The sequence below is a fragment of the Microbulbifer variabilis genome, assembly GCF_023716485.1.
Lineage (GTDB): Bacteria > Pseudomonadota > Gammaproteobacteria > Pseudomonadales > Cellvibrionaceae > Microbulbifer > Microbulbifer variabilis_B.
This window is the reverse complement of record NZ_CP092418.1, coordinates 2945286-2968152: the sequence shown is the minus strand read 5'-3', so window position 1 is coordinate 2968152 and position 22867 is coordinate 2945286. Positions and strand designations below refer to the sequence as shown.

Below are 22867 nucleotides of genomic sequence, written 5' to 3'. Positions count from 1 at the left end.
GCGGCTAATAAGTGACGATGATGTCGGAAGTAATTGGACGGAAATCCTGGAATAATGCGCTTGTTGGTTTAGTGCTGCTCTGTATTTACATTGCTTTATTTTCTCCGCAGGCAAGGGCGGATCACAATTGTCCCTCATCTCCGGATAACCCCGCATTTTTTAATATCCTTGACCATAGCTATAGTAATAGCTGGTGTGAACTCTGTGGCGATGGCCAAGTGACCATCGAAATTGTTGTTCCCAGCATCCGCAGTGGTTTTATGGGAACCCAGCATATTGAAAATATTGTGGTCACAGAAAACCTGGGGACTTCACAACTGGAATATATCCCCGGTTCCACTACAGTAAGCTCTGGTGTTGTTTTAAGCGAACCTACTGTCAGCGGCACTACTATCCGTTGGGACCAAAACGACTTGTCTGCACTCGCTGCCCGTAATGAAAGTACTACCGTATGGATTACTTTCGGTGTACGCAGTAGGGCAGACCGTGAAGAAGATTTGGTTAATAACAACCGCACTATTAATGCATCTGCCTCTTTCGACTATTGTGGTGATTCGGAGACAGATTACGATAGTATGGAGCTGGCTATTAAAGAGCCGCTGCCCTCCGTAGATAAACGCGGGCGTAATATCGATGCGGGTCAAACTAATTACACCAATAATGTTTATGGCAATATTAATGATGACGTGATCTGGCGTATCGCTATCTCCAATGCTGGGGATGCAGATATGCAGGATGTACGCTTTGATGATTTGATGACCAACCCGAATATGGACATCAATTATGCTTGTTCCAGCGAATCAGCGGCGCAGGCTATCGCCAATAACAATGGTTCCAATCCAGGTGTCTCTGGGTGTGTTTCAGCCAGCAACAATATCAATAATTTTGAGCTGAATGGCAGCTTCTCCGGTGGTTCAGGACGCACAGATGTTCCGGCAAACTCAACCCTGAACATCTATCTGGTAGGTAAGGTAAACACCTCCTGTAGTGACGGCACGAATACGGTTTCAGATATACAGTGGGGTTGCGAAATTGATGACGATACCGGTGTTGGGGGGATTTCCTCTCCTGCAGTAGGCTCAGGGCCCGGTTCAGATTCCGAAGCAATGTATGCCCGAGTTGCCGATGCACTCGATATTACCCAGGCCATTACCGGCACTAATTTGAATCAACCACTGGGTTCGGCCGGTTTTGTAACTATTACCATCAATAACCAGACACGTGGCTCGGTTAAGGATATCCAGTTCGTTAGTGATCTTCCGGATGAATATGTGGTGGATACCACCTATACACCACAGATTACCCGCGAGCGCCGTGGCGTTGATGGACATGGGGCCAACTACAGCTCCACTTACCCCGGTAAGGCCGATACCCTGCAATGGCGTGTGGGTAGCAATTGGAATCAATGGCACACTGACCCACTGCAAAATAACAAGCCGGAATTCCGCCTGCTGAGTAGCACCACGCACCCGAATTATTCGGACCAGCGCAATATGATGCGCCAGGGCGATGAGATACAAATCCGTTTCCGTATTGTTACCACTGAGCCTGACTTTTTCGACAAAATGGCCGATCTCGATGTGGAAGTAGAATCGGCAGGTAACGGCAAAGACCCGAACAGTAATATTAGCCTCGCCAATAATGTTTTAACGGTTGACTACGAGGATTTCTGCCCCAGTACCAATCCTCCCACGCAGATTGAAAATCAGTCGGTTACCCCGAACCCGGAAGATCTGGATATCAGCACCGTGCATCCTCTGTACATAGTGCGGGATAGCGGTACGTCTGAGCTGACGGTAGATGTAACCAACAATGGTGGACACGATGCGGATAACTACGATGTGTATGTCACCTTTGGTGAAGCCATGCGCGTACTGTCAAATGACCGCGCCTGTACTCCAGTTGGCAAGCCTAACCCCGGCACCGTGCCCGCACACCCGCTTTGGAACCAACCGGACTTTCTGCCAGCTTCGGCTGCGGTTTATCGCTGTACCAGTCTAGATGGTGTCATTGAACCGGGAAGAACCGAGCGTATTATTTTCCAGGTAGAAAAAAACCATTCTGCCACCGATGATGATCTTACCTTCCGCGCCGATGTGGTGGGAGAGATAACCTTGTCCGATGGCACTCCGCTGTATTTCCCTAATCCAGCGGTGTTGAATGAAACAACGCCCCAGAAGCAGTTGGCCAATAACTACACCCTCGACGGTATGCGCGCGCGGGTCATGGGTTTTAACCTGATCAAGGAGCGCTCTGATCAGTGTAATGAATTAACTTCCGAAGCTGCATTCCCCAATAGCAATGTGTTGATTGGTGAAGAGTGTCGCTTTGAAATCCAGGCCGGAGGCTGGTTTGGTTTCGACACGCCCGGATTTACCCTGATTGAAGTGCGCGATATTGATGTGCGCGATGACCTGCCGGATGGTCAGGGCTATATCGCCGATGCTCCGCTTACTTGTGCGGATGTCATCCTGCCGCACCCGGTTTCTCAGGCAAATTGTGTAGTGATTCCCAGTGGCGATATTGTGGAGACCGGGGGCTTGAATATTCCCCTTAGCGAAGCAGACTTTCTCTGGGATGTGACCTCCAAGATAACCCTGCGCGACCGCTGGTTCCTTGCAGATATGACCACGCGCTTACTCAATGATCCGGTGGATACTGAGAACACCGATCCGAATCAGCATGCCAATCCCAGCACCGATTACGCGCGCGCGCAATTTACCGCGGTTTTCGACACCGAAACTATTGTGGTGGATAACTACAATACCAGCGGTATTTTTACCAATATTGATGGTGTGCCTACTACCGTACCGGGTTTCCCGGATATTACCGAGTGGTCGGAAACTGTAACCGTCTCCGAGCCCCATATCGAAGTTGATAAAAAAGTCTGTAACGAAAATCTCTACGGTATAGGTACCAGCTGTACAAATTTCGTGGACTTTACTAATGAAGGCCACCGGGACCAGACTTACATTTTCCGCCTGACCCTGACTAATCGCACAGCCGATAGCGGTGTAAACCGTGCTCCTGCCTACGATCTGGTGATCACCGATACGCTCGACCCTTCCGGTCAAATGTGTGTGCAGGCCCTGAGCAGCGATGGCCTGGATAACGATGGTGATGGCTCAGCGGAAACGAATAACGGTGATGATGGATGGGTAGGCACCACTACAGGTGCTAATAATTATTCTGAAGCCAGCCATTGTAGTAGTGGTGGAACTCCGGCGATTGTCACTTTCTCTTATGAACATTCCACAGCACTGGAGCGCATTAATCCCGGTGACTCGGTAACCCTTTACTACCGCGTTAAGCCACATCGCTCCGTAGCGCCACTACAAATTTTTAACAATACCTTTTATGCCCGCTACGATAGCCTGGAAGGCAACTTTGGCCAACAGACCGCCACACAGATCGATAGTGACGTGGACAATGATGGCGTTGGCGATGGCACTCCCGCAGCAGGGCGTGCGCGCCACTATAAATCTGCGGATGCACAAGCGCGAATGCAGATTATTGAGGTGAAAGCGGAACCGAAGCAGGCTTTGCAATTATCCAATGGTGCTGCCAGCGGCACCAATAAAGATACTGCGGTTGTGGGCGAGGAAATTCACTATCAGCTGACCGCAAAAATTCCTGCAGCTAAATTGCGTAACTTTATTATCCGCGATGAACTGCCGGCGGGAATGCGCTGTATTGAAGGGCAAACCGTAAACCTCGATGCATCGCCCTACGATGCTGCTGGTTTTATTCCCGGTGGTACTTTTAGCGCTACCTGTACCAGCACAGGTAGCGCTGATTACGTGGAGTGGAATTTTGGCGATCAGGAACTCACCACGGTAACCGGTAGCCTGTTTGATTTCCCGGTGGAATTTATTGCGCGCATTGAAAATAGCAGCAATACCGATGACGGTGATGTGCTGGGTAATGGTGGTAGTTATACCACTGCCCAGGTGAGCTATGTGGATGAGGCTAATCAAAACGTTACGGTACCTTTTGCCTCCCACGAAATTACCGTGCTGGAACCCAAGATACAGCTGAACAAATCGTTCGCTGTAACTAACAGCGATGCGGATGATATTCTCACAGTAACTGTCACTGCAGAAAATATCGGTACCGCCGCCGCCTATAACCTACAGGTACTCGATGACCTTACCGGCTCCAAGTTGGTTTATATCGGCAATATTGGAGGTAATGATCCACCCCAAAATGTCGATATCACTTCCGTAGGTGCTAATGCACCGATCTTTAGCTGGAATCGCAGTAATGCGGATTACAGCATCGCTATGGGCGCTACCAAGTCATTCACCTTTGATGTGCGGGTAGAGCAGGGTGTAGAGCCCCATGAGATTCTGGATAACACCATTCAGGCCCGCTGGCAGTCCCTGCCGGGCAAAGATATTTCACTGAATAGCAGTAAGACTATCGGCAATGATGGAGCTGCTGACGGTATGCGTATCGGCGTGCTACCCAATGGTGGCGACGCGATTAATGATTATGAAACCAATGCCAGTGCCCAGACAGAGGTCTTGCCGCTACAGATAAACAAAACCGATTTACAGCCCGCTGTAGTTCCCACCATTGGTGCTCATAAAAAATTCCAGCTGGAAATCCGCTTGCCAGAAGGAATCAGCCAAAATGTAGCGGTTACCGATCAGCTCGGCAGCCCGGAAGGCTATGTGCTCAGCCATAATGCCGATTTCGATATTACTTATGATTTTGTCGGTATCGAAACCATTAACGGCGTAGCGCCATCTGAAACAGCATTCAATAGTTTCCCCACAGATAATACTGCCGGCAATGCCACCTGGAATATTGGCACCGTGGATACTGCCAGTGAAAATGACACGGTTGGCGGTACTATTGAACCACTGATTCGTATTACCTACTTTGCCCGTATCGCCAATGATTTGGTTACAAATAATGGCGATTCCCGTCGCAATGGTGCCACCCTGTCTTACCGCAATGGCGAAACCGGAGCCGGGGAAAATCTCAATGACAACACCGCTGCGGTTACCGTGGTAGAGCCTTTGCTAGCGGTCAGTAAAACTGTCAGTAATGCGACCAACCCCGGCAATTTGCCTGTGGGTGGTGATGTACTGGAGTACGAAATTACCGTGGCCCACGATGGTGGCTCCACAGCAGCTGCTTACGACTTAAATCTGGTGGATACACTACCTTCGGAATTGCGCCTGGACAGCAGTTTCACCCCAACGGCACTAATTAATGGTGGTGCTGTGGCAGGTTTTGTCTCAACACCGGCGGCAGCGCCCAATGGCCCCTTGGTTTGGGGGCGGGAGAACGGTGATAACAGTCTGGACCTGCAGTTGGGTGAAACTCTGGTGATTACCTACCGCACTCAGGTGAATGGGGTATTTGGTTCTCCCATTAGCAATAGTGTGATGTTGGATTGGACCTCTCTCGACAACAGCAGTACAAATGATCAGGCCTATGAACGCGATGGTGCTGGCTGCCCAAGTATTTCGGCACCGGATGATTACTGTGTGGGCCCGGCCAGTGCCAGTATCGACACGGTGGATAACACCACTATTTCCAAGACAGTCATTGCGGATTCCGATAGCGCCACTCCAGTGGGTACGGTACGAGTTGGTGACACTGTTACCTATCAGCTGGTTCTGAATCTGCAGGCGGGCACCACACCGGCGGTAACCGTTACCGATACGCTGCCGAGCGGACTGGAGTTTGATTCCATTGTCAGCGTGAACGGTGATACCACCGCGCCCTACGATGACAACTTGAATGATTACACCTATGCGGCGATTGCCGTGCCTGGCGCCGGGGATACTGGTACCGTGACCTGGAATCTGGGCGATATCCTCAGTAACTTCGGTAATACCAATCAATTTATTATTGAGTACACCGCTAAGGTACAAGCCGGCGCGGGCATTGCGGTGCCCACTGCCACCCTCACCAATACTGCGCAACTGAATTACACCGGTGCTGCCAGCACATTGCAGGACAGCGCCAGTATTACAGTACTGCAGCCGCGCCTTGCGAATCTGACTAAAACCGATGCCAACTGGCCCAGTTCCCATATGAATGTGGATCCGGCCAATGATGTGATGCAGTTTACTTTACAAGCCTGTAACACTGGCTTGGCTCCAGCGTACGATCTGTCTTTGACCGATGATCTGGCGACGCAGATGGAGCAAAGTTCCATCGCCAATTTACGGGTCTCCCTGGATGGCTCAGTACTGACTCAAGGTACTGATTATAGCTACACTGCACCGGTCAATCGCGGTGACGATATGCACTTTACTTTACAGGTGCCTATCGACGCTGGTGCCTGCTTGGATATTTATTATGAAATTGGCTTTTATACTGATATCGGCGGCGGTGAAAACTGGGTAAACACTTTTACAGCAAATGAATTCTGGTCACTGCCCAGCAAGAGCGGTGAACAGTATGCTGCAGTTCCCCTGGCAACGCCTTACCCGATGGGTACTGTTGCCACTACGGTAACGCCTCCGCAGAAAACGCTGCTTACTGCCCCCACAGCGGCAGTGGGTGAGGAAGTGATATACCGCATTCAAGTACCGGGTAGCGCCACTACTGCGGCGATTCACGATTTGGTGATTACCGATGTGCTCGACCCCAGCCTGACACTGATGCAGCTGCAGGAAATTAATGGCCGCGCATTTACTGATAACACCAGCAGTAACAATATTGCCCTGGCTGTTGACATGCTTCCGGCCGGCGAAGTGGCAATTTTTGAAGTGCGCGCACGGGTTGCCAATAATGCAACCGCGCAAGCGGGGCACAACTTTGCCAATCAAGCCAGTTATACCTTTGCCGCCACTAAAGGTGGGGCTGCACAGGCCGGCGGTGTCGGTACTGCGCCGGTGCTTACTATTGTGGAGCCGGATTTATCCGCAACCAATACGGTGGTCAACCAGACCACCCCCGGTAATGACCCCGATGCGGGCGATATTCTGCGCTTTACCCTGGACCTAGCCGCTGCGGGCAGCCCGGAGAATTCCGCCGCTTTCGATTTGGCTATCCTTGAGCAGCTCTCTCTGGGGCTGCAATTCGTACCGGGCAGCGTCACCTTTGCAGGTGCCGCCCAGGCCGATCCCACGGTAACCGGCGATGGTGTTAATACTACGCAAACTCTCGAGTGGAGCCGTGCCAACAGCGATCTGGATATCTCTGCCGGTAATAACAGCCTGTTGGTATTCGATGCTCTGGTACTGGATGAAGTGCTGGCAGCTGCCACACTTTCCACCACTGCGCGCATCGAGTGGACCAGCCTGGATGAAGATAACAGCAGTCCCCATGAGCGCAATGGTGCTGACGGTGTCGGTGGTTTAAATGATTATGTACTGGAAAATATTGCCGCACAGCTGACCGCCGCCAATGACAGCGTACTGAGCAAAACCCGTGTTGACGATAGCTACGGTAGCACTGATGTGCAGTTGCGTATCGGCGATCTGGTGGAATACGAGCTGCGTCTGGCCCTGCCAGAAGGTACAGCACCGAAGGCGCAGATTGTCGATACCTTGCCGCAGGGCATGGTCTTTGCCGGCACTGTGTCGATCAATGGAGATAGTAATGCACCTTTCGCGGCTGTGGCACCTTTCCTCCACAACGCTATCGCCGAGCCGGTGCAGACCGGTGATCCGGCCGCGGGCCCGACCACACTGAGTTGGAATATTGCTGATTTGCGCAACCAAGGCGATAACAACGCAGCTAATGATGAATTTGTGCTGCGCTATCGCGCGCGGGTATTAAACCGCGATGTGCACCCATGGCCAGCCAACAATACTGCACTCACTAATAATGTTGTTTTCAGCTTCGATGCCGCTACCGGTAATGAAACACGCAATGACAGTGAAACTCTGGATCTGCTACAGCCAGACCTGGCAATAGCAATCAGTTCGAATCCTGCTGGGGGTACCACTCTCTCCGCCGGTGATAGGGTCGATTACACCATTACGATTACCAATAATGGTTCTGCGCCCGCCTATGATCCGCTCTTTAAAGATTTGATTCCCATCGGCCTGCGCCAGGCTGGTATCAATATGCAGTCAGTAACTGTCAATGGCGCTACTGCAACGGTTGTTGCTCCAACTTTCGACAGCAGCACTGGCGCAGCGATTTGGGATTTCTCCGCGGGTACCGATTACGCCATTAACCCGGGCCAGACTTTACAAATGGTGTACCGCGTTCAGGCGGATGCTAACTTGGGCGCGGGCCTCAATCTGCAAAATGCCGCTTATGTGGAGACTTATTACTCTCTGGATGGCGACAATCTGCCTTCTCTCGGTACGACGGCCGTGACTGCGGATATGCGCGAAGACTACGGCCCCACAGCCCCGGTGAGTGTGCAGTTTAATACTCCCAATGCCGCGCCGCTTCTCATTGAAAATACTCAGCCCACAGCTTCTATTGGCGAGCCGTTCAATTACCGCATTACTATTCCGCAAACGCCGCAGCCAGCAGCCCTGCACGATGTTAGCGTGTTGATTGACCTCAGTGCTTCCGCGGCGGATTTGGAATTTATTGGTGCGGCCAAGGTTTCCGGCAAAAATACATTTACTCCGCAAAATACCGGTTCCGCTTCTGCACTGGTGATTGCCGATACTACCAACGGCATCGATGTGCCCGCTGGTGAGCAGGTGGTTATTGATGTAACGCTGCGCTTGCGCGACAGCAATCCACCCAATGTGGATGGCTTCATGTTTAGCAACGGTGCCAGTTACAGCTACAACTACGATAATGACAACCCGGCCATGGGGCAGGGTGCTGGTGCGGGTAATTCCACCTTGGATATGCAGGTGGTAGAACCTACGGCGATTACCCTGACAAAAACCGGCCCGGCCAGTGTGCAGTCCGGTTTACCCGGCACCTTTACTTTGGACTTACACAATATTGGTACCGGCCCAGCCTGGGATATCAGCGTGACCGATATCCTGCCGGATAATAATCCCGGTGGCATGTGTGAAACCGCACCAAATAATTTTGCGGCTCAAATCACCGATGCGGCCGGTACTGCGATTGCCACCCTGAGTGAAGGTACCGATTTTAATACGGCCTTTGATGCAGCCAGTTGTACTCTTACCATCACATCAATTGGCGCTGGGGCAATGTTGGCTGCGGATCACCATCTGCTGCTAAGTTACGACGCTACTCTGGATGCAGATACCCGCGATGGCGATACGCTCACTAATATTGCCGGGGTAACGCTGTGGCACAGTTGGGATAGCAGTGCGCCTGAAGCGCGTCAGTACACTCGTCCGGCGCCTACCGATGGTACACCTGGCGTGCTCGATCATGAGGATGCCTATACCCTGAGTGCTTCAGTTCCCAAGGTAACTTTCTACAAGACTGTCGAGAATGTTACTCGTGGACAAAACCCGGCTGTCACGGCCAGCCCTGCAGAGGTATTGCGCTACACCCTCACTTTGAAAAATATCAGCGGTGTGGATGTCAGTGGTATTGAGATTACTGATGACTTGGGCCGCCTAAACAGCTTGCCATTGTTCCAGTCGGGCTCCCTGCAACTGGTTACTGCTCCGGCGAGTAGCGATAGTAGCGGGACAGATGCTTCTGCTGGTACCCACGGCAGTGGCTTGTTGAAGGTGACCAATCTTGACCTGGCGGCAAGTGGCAGTGCGGGTGATTCCATTCAGTTGATCTATGAAGTAAGTCTCGCCTCTGTAATTGACAGCGGTACAACTGTGTTGAATCAGGCTCAGGTACAGTTGCCCGGTCAATTACTGAAAAACAGTGATGATCCCAATATTAACGGTACTGATGATCCTGACGCTGCGGGGGATGAAGATCCTACTCAGGTATTAATTGAATCTGAACCACTGCTGGTAATTCATAAAACCTCAGCAGATATGACCGGTGACCCGGACCTGCTGATGGTGGCGGATACCCTGCGCTATACCATTCGCGTGGAAAATACCGGTAACGAAAATATCGTTAACGGGATGTTGCGTGATCAGATCCCAGCGAACACTACTTATGTTGCTGGCTCCACTACCTTGAATGGTTCTGCGCTTACAGATGTAAGTGGTGCTTCGCCGCTTGAAGCGGGTATGAACATTAATACATCTGGCGAAGCTGATGGTTTTATTGCTGCAGCGGCAACTGGCGCTGTGCCTGTGATGGTTACCTTTGATGTCACCATTAATGATGTCAATGACGGCACTATTATTTCAAACCAAGGCTTTGTTAATGGCGAAGGTGCTGGTAGTGGCCCCTTCGATGAAGTCCCATCGGATGACCCCGCTACAGATGCCCCCAACGATCCAACAATAGATATTGTTGGCGATGTTCCCCTGCTGGTTGCTCATAAGACGGTGGCAATTACGGTGGATAATATTTCTACGGGTATTGTCGACCCCGGTGATGTACTGCGTTACACCATTGCGATTACCAATATGGGGGGGGTTGATGCGCTGCAGGTCGCACTCACTGACCAAGTGCCTGCAAATACCACTTATGTTGCCGGCAGTACCACCTTAAATGGTATCGCGGTTGCTGATAATGCCGGTGGTATGTCACTGCTGAATACTGCATTGCCGGTATCTTCTGATGACCTAACCCCACCTTTGCCAGGTGCCAACGAGGGGGTGATTACTTCTGCACAAACTGCCACCGTAACTTTTGATGTAATGGTGAATATGGATGCTGCCAGGGGTACGGTAATCAGTAACCAGGGCAGTGTTACTGCAGAAAAACTGCCATTGGTACTTACTGATGCAGATGGCAATCCGGCCAATGGCGCCCAACCGACACTAGTGGTGGTGGGTGATGCACAGCTGCTTTCAATTGTAAAAGAAGTTGCCGTTGTCGGCGGTGGTGCAGCCGAAGCCGGAGCAGTGCTGGAATATCTGGTGACCATTGAAAATATCAGTGGTGTGCCGGCGACCATGGTAAATATTATTGATGACCTAATGGTTGCTGGCGATGGTGTCCTTACCTACGTTGCAGACTCTGCCATGCTCAATGGCCAAGTAGATGGAGTCAGCGTTGCCGGTACGGTAATTACTGCTGACTACTCCACAACTTATGGAGATTTGCTGCCGGGTGAAAGTGTGACATTGCGCTTCCAGGCAAAACTTTCCGACAGCCTGGAAATTGGCTACACCGTGGTGAATACCGCGGAAGTGCACTGGAATGATCCACCTTCAAGCAACCAGGCCAGTGTTGCTATCGATGTCGGTGGCACACCAGGAATCGCTAATTTGGCCGGTTACCTGTGGCACGATGTGAACTTCAATAATCAGGCCGATGCCGATGAACGCCTGCTGTTGAACTGGGCAGTGGATCTGTATTTCAACGGTGCATTGCTGGAAACAATTCAGACCGATGAAAATGGCTATTTCCATTTCCAGGGACTGGTACCCAACAATTATGGTGGTCTTAGTTACGAGATGCGCTACACCGCGCCGGATGCCAGCGAAAGTACCGCATCTCTGGGTAATCCGGTTTCCGATTTCACCAATGGTCCCCAGCGTATCAGTGAGATCTTTGTGGAGTCTGGTGCTAATCCGCAAGACTTAAACCTGCCGCTCACGCCAAACGGAGTTATTTACAACTCCATTCTGCGTGCTCCGATTACCGGCGCGACGCTGAATATGCTGCGTGCCAGCTCAGGCCAGGAGTTGCCGGATCGTTGCTTCGATGATGAAAAGCAGCAGGGTCAGGTAACCCGTGCCGGTGGCTACTTCAAGTTTGATATTAATTTCGATGATGCCGCCTGTCCGGCCAATGCGGACTACCTGATTCGGGTAGAACTGGCCGATGACAATTATGTCGGTGGTGAATCCCTGGTTATTCCAGCGCAGACCAATGAGGAGACTGCCGGATTCGATGTGGGTGCCTGCCTCGGCAGTAATGCGGATATGGTGCCGGGTACTGCGCAACACTGCGAGGCGCAACTGTCCCCGACTAATCCGCCGCTGGATATAGAAGCGCGTGATACCTTGACCAACTATTACCTGCGTCTGACTCTGGATAACAAACAAATTCCAGGGGATAGCCAGTTGTTCAACAACCATATCCCCCTGGACCCGAAATTAGAGGGGGCGCTCTCTATTACTAAAACTGCGGCCATGTTGAATGTGACCCGTAGCCAACTGGTGCCTTACACCATTACCTTCGGCAATAACCTGCCGGTACCGCTTACCGATTTGCAGCTGGTGGACTTCTTCCCCGCTGGCTTCAAATACGTGGCCGGCTCGGCGCGTCTCGATGGTGAACCGGTGGAACCGGAGATGAAAGGGTTACAGTTGATCTGGTCGGACCTACGTGTAGAGGCGGATCAGACCCGCGAGTTGAAACTGCTACTCGTTGTAGGTTCCGGTGTGGGGGAGGGCAAGTATGTCAACCGTGCACGTATGTTCAACCAGCTCTCCGGGCAGACGGCGTCTGGTGAAGCCTCGGCGACCGTGCGTGTGGTACCGGACCCCACTTTCGACTGTACCGATGTGATCGGTAAGGTCTTCGACGATAAAAATATGAACGGCTACCAAGATGCCGGTGAAGGTGGGCTGGCCGGTGCGAGGGTCGTCAGTGCAACGGGTCTCAATGCCACTGCCGATGCCCACGGTCGATTCCATATCACCTGTGCGGTGGTGCCAAACCCCGAGCGCGGTTCCAATTTTGTGCTCAAGCTCGACGACCGCAGTTTGCCAAGCGGCTATCGTCTCACCACAGAAAACCCGCGCGTGGTGCGTGCGACCCGAGGCAAGATGGTGAAGTTTAACTTCGGCGCCAGCCTGCACCGGGTAGTGCGCCTGGATATGGCCGAGGCGGTCTTCGAACCGACAACTACCGAGATGCGTCCCCAATGGCAGTCCCGTATTGAGCTGCTGCTGGAAAAACTCAGTGAAGCGCCCTCGGTATTGCGCCTGTCCTACCTCGCGGAAAATGAAGACCCGGATTTGGTGGAAGAGCGTTTGCAAACGATCAAGGCGGATATTGCCGAGCAGTGGGCGCGTAGTTATGGCGACTACGAACTGACGATTGAAACGGAAGTGTTCTGGCGGCGTGGTGCGCCGCCCAGCAAAGGAGGGTGGCAGTAATGTCCTTTGCAGATGGCAATAAAAAGCGCAGTAACCTGGAGTGTTCGCACAGATCTGGCACAGCGCTTGTTGCGAAAAAAAACACTCACACATTTCGTCGGCGTGAGCGTTGCCTGGCCACAGCGATTACTTTGGCCTTGGCAATGCCTGTACACGCGCAGCAGAAAACTGACACCGAGGTAGCCGAACCCCTGGAAACCAGCTGGTGGCAGGTGTGGCAAAAAATTCCCGGACTGGCGCCAGAGGTAGAGGAGCCGCAGACGGAGTTTGAGGAAAAATCCATAGGCAGCAATACGGAAACGATGTTGCTGCGCGCCCCTTCCAATCAATGGCTTCAGAATGCGGGCACTTTTATTGCCCCTCCCGAGCCGATTGTGGTGGAAGACTTTATCGAGCCATTACAGTTTTTCGCTGTGGCTGATGAAGTTTCTCCTGAGGCCATCGCGTTATTGCGTGAAAAGCTGGATGAGCTGGGAGAAACGCCCAATTTCCAATTGCATTTTATTGGTCACACCGATTCGGACCCGATGCAAAAAGAATTCGTTGCGGATTACGCAAGTAAGGAAGAATTTACCCTTGCTCGGGCTCAATTCGTGGCAGATTTTTTCCAGCAGGCTTTGGAACTGCCGGAAGAGATGATCGCGGTGGAAAGCCGCGGTGACGCAGAGCCCATTGCCGACAATATCACTACTGCCGGACGCGAACTGAACCGTCGTGTGCAAGTGCAGGTGAGTTACGATGCTCTGGATGCAGAGGCTATGGCAGCCCGTGCCCGCGCTGAAGCCCTGGCACTTAACCGGGTCAAAGTGTGTCGGCAGGAAACGGTTTGTAGATTGAATTATACCGCTGGCACTGAACAGCGCGCGCGCTTAAAAAACCTGGTTAATCCTTTGCGCTGGCAGCCGGGGCAGGCGAATTTACCCGAGGCGTTCTTACGGCGTATCCGCGAAGTGCGCACAAATCTGGCCAACAAAAATAATCTGGTGATTCATTTTGTTGGTCATACCGATGCGTTGCCTCTGCAAATTGGTGAAAGCTCTGAGCAGCAACAGAATGCCTATCGGGAAAAGTCCCACAGCGAAGCCCGCCGTGTTGCTCTGGCGGTGCGCGATGCCCTGGGCCTACCGGACGCCATGATCTCCAGCAGCGGCAAGGGCGCCAGTCAGCCCATAGCCGCCAATGACACACCCAAGGGGCGCACCCTAAACCGCCGTGTGGAAGTGGAGTTCTGGTACGACGATCCCCTCGAAGTGGCGGTGGATGGCGTACAGGCCTGCCCAGAGGCGGCAGCCGCGGAAACCATTACCATTGCCCATCAATCTCTACGTGGCGATATAGCGCCTATCCGTTTCGATAATGGCGATCCGATTATTACCCAGGCGCAGCTGACTCAAATTCGCGCTGCCATGGGGGAAATTTCGAGCAAAGCCAATGTGCGCCTGAGCTTTATTGGCTATAGCGAAAACAAGCGCATGGACCGCCGGGAAGCCATGGTCTACGGCGATGATGTTGGGCTCTCTGGTGCCCGCGCGCGCCGTGCGATGGAGCAGGTAAAAGAGCTTCTCAGCCTCGAAGACTCCCAAGTGGAGTTTGAAGGGCGCGGTTATGTGCAGTCCGATGATGTAGTGGCCAACGGTTTCACCCTGGATGAAGGCGCGAGGGTTGAAGTGCAGGTGCTCTACGATGAGCTGGCGATTCTGGCGGAGAGCGACCGTCTGGAGATCGAGCGTATTAACCGCGAAGCCATCGCTAACAACCCCTATTCACTGAATTTAATGCGTATTACTGTGGATGGCAGCCCCGAATACGATCCCTATAAAAATTCTGCCGATCTGCAGCGCTGTACCGATGTGGCGCTGGATAATGCCAATATCCAGTTCCGCTTCGATAACAAAAAAATGCAGCCGCGTCTGAATATTTCAGCCTGGCCCAATACCATTCGCTACGCGGATAACCCGGATACCGAGCACAGCGAGAACCGCGTGGTTTTCCGCAGCTACACCAACTATCCCAGTTTTATTGAGCGGGCCGAGGTACGCCTGTTTGAAGAAGGGCAGTCCCTGAGAGACACGCCGGTTGACATAGTCCCGCTGGCTGCCGGAGAAGGGGAGTGGTTTGCAGAATTTTCCCATTTCCAGGCACCGCTAAAAAAACTGCACTATGTCTTGCGGGTGTACGATAAAAAAGGCCGCTTCGATGAAACTGCCGAGCAGACTCTGTGGCTGGTGGATAAGGTTGAAGAGTCAACGAAAGAGGTAAACGTTTCACAGGAATTATTGGTTGGCTACGGTGAAAATCGCCTAGCGCGAAGAAATATTCCTCTGGATGGTAACAGTGTGCTGGTGAACGGTGCCGAGGTACCGCCAGGGCACACTGTGTGGCTGGCGGGCAACCCGGTACCGGTCAACGAACAGGGCCAGTTTGTCGCCGAACAAATTTTCGACCCCGGTATGCACACCGTGGAAGTGGCGGTTCTGGATCAAGAGGGCAATGGCGAATTGTTCCTGCGCGATCTGGAATTTGCCAAAAACGATTGGTTTACCGTGGGTATTGCCGATCTCACGATTGGCTATGACAAAACCAACGGCCCAGCGGCGCTGGTTACCGGCGATGAAACCCACTACGACAATTCTGTTAGCTACGATGGCCGCTTGGCGTTTTATACCAGCGGTGGTTTCGGTGAGGGCTGGCGCCTCTCTGCCAGTGCGGATACGGAAGAGGGGCCGGTGGATGATTTATTTTCCAACTTTATGGAAAAAACGCCCGATGCCCTGTTCCGCCGTTTAGATAGTGATCTTTATTATCCCACCTTTGGTGACGACTCTACCGTAGTGGAAGACGCACCCACCTCCGGCAAGTTTTATGTGAAGTTGTCCAAGTACGACGACTACGGCTTGTGGGGTAATTTCAAAGCGACCTATGCCGATAACGAGCTGGCGCAAATAGACCGCGCACTCTATGGTGCCAACGGCCACTTCGAAAGCGATTCCATGACCAGCTTCGGGGAAAAACGCTTTCAGGTGGATGCCTTTGGTGCGGAACCTGGCACTATTGCCGGGCGCGATGAGTATCGTGGAACCGGTGGCTCCCTCTATTTCATGCGTCATCAGGATATTCTAAACGGCTCGGAACGCCTGCGGGTTGAAGTGCGGGATAAAGACTCCGGCTTGGTACTGGCCGTAAAAAATCTTTCCCCGGTGATCGATTACGATATCGATTACATTCAAGGCCGCGTACTGCTGAACAAGCCCTTGTCTGCCCTGGCTAACGATAATCTGTTAATCCAGGATGGCTCCTACAACGGTAATCCGCAGTATCTGGTAGCCCGCTACGAATATACCCCCGGCTTTGAAGAGATGGATACCCTCGCCTTTGGTGGCCGCGCCCATTACTGGTTTGGAGATCACGTAAAGCTGGGGCTCAGTGCTACCCAACAGGATGAGGATGACAACGAAACCGCGCTGCAAGGCTTTGACTTAACGTTACGTAAAACGGCAGGCAGCTGGCTAAAAGTAGAAGTGGCCAACAGTGAAGGCGGTAATCTCGATAGTACCAATTCCTTAGATGGTGGTTTTACTTTTGATAGCGGTCAAACTTTTGATCCTGAGGCTAGCGCTGCTGCCAACAAAATTGAAGCTAGCCTGCAGCTGGGTGATTTCTTCGAAAGCCTACGCGGCTCCGGTAATTTCTATCATCAGCAACGGGAAGCGGGCTTCTCTGGCCCCGGTCAATTTGCCCGGGGTGAAACCACCCAATTCGGAGCGGGGATCAACCTGCCTCTCGGTGAAAGTTTCGATGTGGGCTTGAAAGCGGATAGTAAAGAAGAGGAATTCGGTCTGCACACCAGTGCAACGGACTTGATGCTCGGCTACCGTCTCAACGATCACTGGCATCTCAGTTCCGGTGTACGCAGCGATAGCCGCGAAGATTTCTCCCAAGTTGTAGCGGCCACCCAGACCCAGGGCGACCGCACTGATATGGCAGTGGAGGCCAGTTATGATTCTGGCGAAAATTGGAGTGCTTTCGGCTTTGTGCAGGGTACCGTAGAGGTGACCGGCACCCGTGAGGAAAACAATCGTGTCGGTGTCGGCGGTGCCTACCGGGTGAGCGACAGACTCACCATGGATAGTGAAGTCTCCAGCGGCGATACCGGCATGGGCGCGCGATTGGGCACTGACTTCCTGGTGAGCGACAGAACCAGCGTATACCTGAATTACACCCTCGATAACGAGCGCAGCGATACCGGCGTACGTGCCCGCAAAGGCAATATGAGTACCGGCTTCCGCAGCCGTTATTCCGATACCCTGAGCATGTATGGTGAGGAGCGCTACAGCCACGGCGATGTCTCCACCGGCCTGACGCATGCCTTGGGTATGGACCTGGCACCCAACGACCGCTGGACATACGGCACCACGGTAGAGGCGGGCACCCTGGAAGACCCACGCACCGGTGCCAAAACCGAGCGCAACGCTTTGGGGCTCAATATGGGCTATAGCCTGGATGCGATCCGTTTGGCCTCGGCGGTAGAATACCGTACCGATGCCATGGAAACCGCAGTGGATGAAAACACCGTGCTGGAATCCGAGCGCGATACCTGGCTGTTGAAGAATACCCTGAGCTATCAGCTCAACCCAGACTGGCGCTTGGTTGGCAAATTCAATTACTCCGATAGCAAAAGTTCCCAGGGCGAGTTTTATGATGGCAAATTTACTGAAGCGGTAATGGGCTACGCCTACCGCCCGGTGAATCACGATCGCCTCAACACGCTATTGAAATACACCTATTTCTATAACGTGCCCACCAAAGATCAGGTAACCGTAGAAAACACCTCGGCTGAATTTATTCAAAAGAGTCATATTTTCTCCGTGGATGCCAGCTACGATCTCACCCAGCGCTGGACCCTGGGAGGCAAATACGCCTACCGCCTTGGCCAGCTAAGCCTGGATAGAGAAGACCCGGAATTCTTTGACAGCCGTGCTAGCCTCTATGTACTGCGCGCAGACTGGCATTTTGTAAAACGCTGGGATCTCCTCATCGAAGGGCGCCTGCTTGATTTACCCGACGCGCAGGACAGCAAGAGCGGTGCATTAATTGGCCTATATCGCCATATCGGTGATCACCTCAAGCTGGGGGTGGGCTACAACTTTACGGATTTCTCTGATGATCTTACTCAGCTGGATTACGACAGCCAGGGATTGTTTGTGAATATTGTTGGGAAGTTGTGAGCGTTGATTGTGTGGCCCGGCGGGAGCCGGGCTGATGACAGCCTAAGTGGGCAAACTCGGGGCCTGTCTTGCCAGGTGGTTGTCTAATGACTATTAGATGTTTTTATCCCAGGAGAATTGACAATTTATCTAATCCTTAGATAATGCACGCCGTTGATATTGACATACTTATTTTCGGTAGTAGCTGTACTTCTTAGCTTGTGAATTGTTAGATCGTTCTTCTCTCTACGACTTCCCTCCTTAGCCTTCGTAAATAATATCGATGGCCTCACGCCTAAAAATCTGTATTTATTATTATGGAATCGTTGGTCGATCAATTTTTTATTTGGATTTCATCATTAACTTATATAAACATTCTTATTTATTGGTTGGACTTAATTACTCTGGATTTATTGTTTGTTGAGGGAGTCTTGAGGAAAAAGGTTCTTCACACGAGTAAGCTATCTATGAACTATTGGCTTCCATTTGGAGTGTTAATGCCCGTGCTTTGGGTGCTTAGGCTTACGGAACCTATGATTATTGATATATTAGTTTTGGGGGCACTTGTGCTATTTTACGGAGTTTTAAGGCCAGCCATATATAGGTGTATGCATAGTGACAAGTCATATGGTTTCTGAGTTAAAAAATAAGTCGATGACCCAAAGCCTAGATTGCCACCATAAGTGACACACGCTTACCCACCAAAAACTCTATTTAGACTCGAGTAATTTAACACCTTCCTTGGTCGAGTATTGATTCGAAACACTGCATCATCAATACGGCTTTTGGGTATCTTGCCAATTCCCACTCCTTTCGGGAAGAGGCGTCTCAAAAGGTCATCTGTTTTTTCATTCAGCCCACGCTCTCAGGAGTGGTATATTCTGTACCCTAGCTTCTGCGTAATCAATTGATGATCTGTAAATTCTCCGTCATTATCGGAGGTGATGGTTTTACAGATGGCCTGATATGGCTTCAATATCCGCTTGTTTGCCCGCCCCACTGTTTTCTTGCTCTTATTTGGGATTCTGCGAGTGAGCAATAATTTGGAAGCTCGTTCAACCAGTGTCACTAGATAACCATCTTGACCATAAACTGTATCACCTTCCCAGTGACCAATCTCAGTGTTTTCATCAAAAATCACAGGTCTTTGAACAATATCTATGCGCTCTGAAATAAGCTTTGCGCTTGCCTCTGAACCTCTCCGTTTATGGTAAGGTTTACCCCTCTTTCGTAATCGTGACCTCCAGTTAAGTTGACTGATCCCGCGAAAAAGTTGAGCAGCTAACCGCTTTCGCCCAGCGATTTGTTCAGGACTTGCATTTTTAGCTGGTGGTCAATTTGTACTTGCATGGTAAAGTCGAGCTTGGAATGCTTAAGGGCTCCGCGTCCCCGTTGCAGTGCAAGACGATATACACTCTCGGCACAGTAATGGCTGCGACGACCAAGCTCACGAGAGATGGTCTTATTGGACTCAATGGAGGTGTTGAGCAATGGCTCGGGCTGAACAGTTCTGTCCCATGAACGCTTCTATCTGATATAGTTCTTTCAAGATCAGCTGGTTGGAATGGGTTCCCATGGGATTTCTGACTTGTTTATGTAGAATCTAACCAGCCTACGGTCAACTGATCCCTTTTACTATTGCCAAGTGTATTGATTGTTAAAGGAATCTAGGCTTAAGGTTAAGTTACTATGACGGATCAAGAAATATATTCTGAAGTTGCAAAATTGCTATATTGTGAGGCTCCAGATGTTTCGAGTGAAATACATGCTCTTGCTATGCATGTTGAAAAGCCTTCTTTTATTTCTGTTTGGGTCGGAGAGTTAAGATCTGTAGACGGAGCATTTGATCTATCAGTGGAGGCGCTTAGAAAGCTTACAATGCTTGTAAATGAGCTAAAAGAGTATTGTTTAGATAGAGATATGGGGGGTTGGAATATTGTTCATTTTATTGCGTCTCCACCTTTAAAGACATTTGAATGTGAGTTTGATTATTCTGCACAGCTGGATGAGGATGAGATGACTTTTACTGAGTACTCTAGAAGACTTAATCAAGCATCAAGAGTTCGTCCATAGTAGCGATTAATTGCCTAATGGAGTAGTGTTCAGAGTTCTATAGTAGTCAGGCTTGACCTGACCGTTACCAGTTTTTCAGAGGTTCTCTGTCATGTCAAATTCAGTTTATGAGTTTATCCTTCCCGATATTTTTATCCTCTACGAGGGTTGCCATCGGTGTGTGACCACAATACATTTTACCATGATGCCTGTCTGAACGGAGATAAATTTAAGAGGTTGGTATTCTCAAGATGGGCTGATTAAGATTCTATATATAGCTGTGCCTTAAACTTTGTATATTTTCAACTTGAACTCTCTCTCATTAATAGTGACCTGGCTTTAACCAATGATGAGGGTTGTTAGCTAAAGCCAGGTGGCCTATAAGAGCGGTTAGCGTAAGTTCAGAGCTAATCTATTTAGAATGCTTCTCGGCTAATTTTGATATATCAACTTCAAGCCCTGCCAGGTGAGCAGTAAGCTCTTCAGGGATTTCAGGATTCAATTCACCACCAAGGTGCTCAGCAAGAAACTCTTCCATCTTTATTAAATAAGCCATCAGGTTAATGCGCTTGCTAAATCCATGCCCCTCATCTTTAGCTAAAATATACTCGACATCCAAGTCTTCTTGATACATTTTTATAGCAATTTGATCAGATTCAAGTTGAGTAACACGAGGATCATTTGCACCTTGCACTAATAGCAAAGGAGCTTTAATTTGATCCGTAAAGTTTATAGGTGATCTGGTTTGCATATCCTCTCGATCAAACTGAATCAAAGGGTCACCGACTGCTTTGAACCACTGGGAAAGTTTTGGCCGATAATACTCAGGAAATGACTCTGTTAGAGTAATTAAATTCGAGGGGCCAACGAAAGATATCGCGGCTGCGTATACATCTGGGGTGAAAGTTAACCCAGAAAGTGCTGCATAGCCTCCATAAGAGCCTCCCATAATTGCCACTCTATTTTTGTCTGCAATACCTTGTTCTACTAAATACTCAACACCATCCGTCAGATCATGCTGCATCGCACCGTTTCCCCACTGGCGATTACCCAAAGCGATAAAGGTTTCACCAAAGCCAGTCGATGCACGAAAATTAGGTTGCAAAACGGCATATCCACGATTTGCTAACAGCTGGGACACACGGTTGAAAAAGCTATCACTCAGTCTCCAATAGTCTCTAGCCCATGGGCCACCATGCGGCAATACCACTAGCGGTAACTGACTACTCTTGCCGTTGGGTAGCGTCAAATAGGCCTGGATGCTGATACCGTCACGGGCCTGATAGGTGATAGAACGTCTTTCTGCTAGAGACTGAGAATCTAGCTTCGTATCTTTATCAATCAAGCGTGTTAGCGATTGGTCTACTTGACTGTAGGTATAAAAAGCTCCCAGATCGATATCGCTAGCGATGTCCAACAGCCAAGTTCCCGATTTTTCATTTATAGAGACAACATCAATTTCTACTCTGCGTGAGAATTGACCATTGATATATTGCCAGTGCTTTTGGAACTCCTTGCTAATTGGGTAATCTTCGCGGTATCCATAGTAGTAAGAAACCAATAGAGGTTCACCATCCTTGTTGAACAATGTCTTATAAACATCAGATCGTTGATTGGGATCGGTGTGAATGTCAACAATTATCCCTGAATTTAAATCCAGCTGTTTTAACCCTGAAGTATCAGTCTCGCCAAAGCTGGATTCGAAGTACACCCTCTCAAGATCTGAATTATACTGAGTAAGTTCTAATATTTCTCCTGGTTTTGTTGTTAGAGTTTTTTGCCAGGAATTATCTTTGAGAATATACATCTCTGCTGAGGTGTCAGGGTTATCCCTGACTCCTACTACAGGCTTTCCTTCATCATCAATTAGTATGCTCTGGAAATGCTGAGTGTTCGACATTAATAAGCTTAACTCACCAGATTCTGTATTCAGTTGATAAATATCTAACCTTTTTGGATCGTCATGATTAGCCATAAGAGTGAGGCTTTTAGCATTTCCTGAAGCCTGTCCCGCTAGGGTATAATTTACGCCAGCTTTCGATGTTAATTTTATGGTATTGAGCAGATTTAGACGTTTTGCTCTTTCCTCCAGATCCAGCCGATAGATCTGATGTTGCTCGTTCCCATTGGAGTCTTTAGAAACAAACATACCGAGCTGATGCTTATCCCAAGAAAAGCCATCGACTCCGTCAGTAAAAGTGGTTAGTGGGAAAGCGTCTTCAATGTTCCCGTTACTCGGCATTACATAAATATTTGGTGCTCCATTGTACAGCTGGAACCAGGCCAGCCACTGCCCATCTGAAGATAATTTGACCCCACTAATTACAGAGTCATTAAAGAAACTCTCAACTGGGAGTAGCTCCTGCTGAATTTCTGCCGATGCTGAATCCTCCACGAGAAGGTTCACACTGCAGCCACTAAATGCGGCTGCAAGACTCAGCCAACAGATGGCTTTGCGTACTGACCAGCGATGATTTTGTAATTCCATGAGTTTTACTCCTTATCAACAATGACTACGCGGAATACTGTAGATGAGTAATAAATTATTGTAAA

At 50.3% G+C, this 22867-nt stretch carries 5 protein-coding genes; 3 read left to right on the top strand and 2 right to left on the bottom strand.

Annotation, left to right across the window (positions count from 1 at the left end; all coding sequences use genetic code 11):
• The first annotated feature begins 20 nt into the window (after positions 1–20).
• Positions 21–13058: an isopeptide-forming domain-containing fimbrial protein gene (locus tag MJO52_RS13275; protein WP_252082136.1), complete on the top strand. Its 13038-nt coding sequence runs from the start codon at positions 21–23 to the stop codon at positions 13056–13058.
• Positions 13058–18283, top strand: coding sequence for an OmpA family protein (locus MJO52_RS13270; RefSeq protein WP_252082135.1), 5226 nt, complete (start codon positions 13058–13060; stop codon positions 18281–18283). Before MJO52_RS13275 ends, MJO52_RS13270 begins: the two co-directional genes overlap by 1 nt.
• Before the next feature lie 844 nt (positions 18284–19127).
• On the opposite strand, the gene MJO52_RS13265 is transcribed toward MJO52_RS13270, so the two are convergent.
• On the bottom strand, positions 19128–19523 hold the full coding sequence (locus MJO52_RS13265) for an IS30 family transposase (protein ID WP_252086002.1): 396 nt from the start codon (positions 19521–19523) through the stop codon (positions 19128–19130).
• Positions 19524–19951: 428 nt separating this feature from the next.
• Between MJO52_RS13265 and MJO52_RS13260 the strand changes: the two genes are divergently transcribed.
• Positions 19952–20335, top strand: a complete 384-nt coding sequence (locus tag MJO52_RS13260; RefSeq protein ID WP_252082134.1) for a hypothetical protein — start codon at positions 19952–19954, stop codon at positions 20333–20335.
• Between the two features lie 391 nt (positions 20336–20726).
• Here MJO52_RS13260 and MJO52_RS13255 read toward each other — a convergent pair whose 3' ends face one another.
• Positions 20727–22802: an alpha/beta hydrolase family protein gene (locus tag MJO52_RS13255; protein WP_252082133.1), complete on the bottom strand. Its 2076-nt coding sequence runs from the start codon at positions 22800–22802 to the stop codon at positions 20727–20729.
• Positions 22803–22867 lie beyond the last annotated feature (65 nt).

What these genes read in the sequence shown, in the direction of transcription:
- MJO52_RS13275 (WP_252082136.1), top strand. Translation starts at nt 21, where the DNA reads ATGTCGGAAGTAATTGGACGGAAATCCTGGAATAATGCGCTTGTTGGT.
- MJO52_RS13270 (WP_252082135.1), top strand. Translation starts at nt 13,058, where the DNA reads ATGTCCTTTGCAGATGGCAATAAAAAGCGCAGTAACCTGGAGTGTTCG.
- MJO52_RS13260 (WP_252082134.1), top strand. Translation starts at nt 19,952, where the DNA reads ATGACGGATCAAGAAATATATTCTGAAGTTGCAAAATTGCTATATTGT.
- MJO52_RS13255 (WP_252082133.1), bottom strand. Translation starts at nt 22,802, where the DNA reads ATGGAATTACAAAATCATCGCTGGTCAGTACGCAAAGCCATCTGTTGG.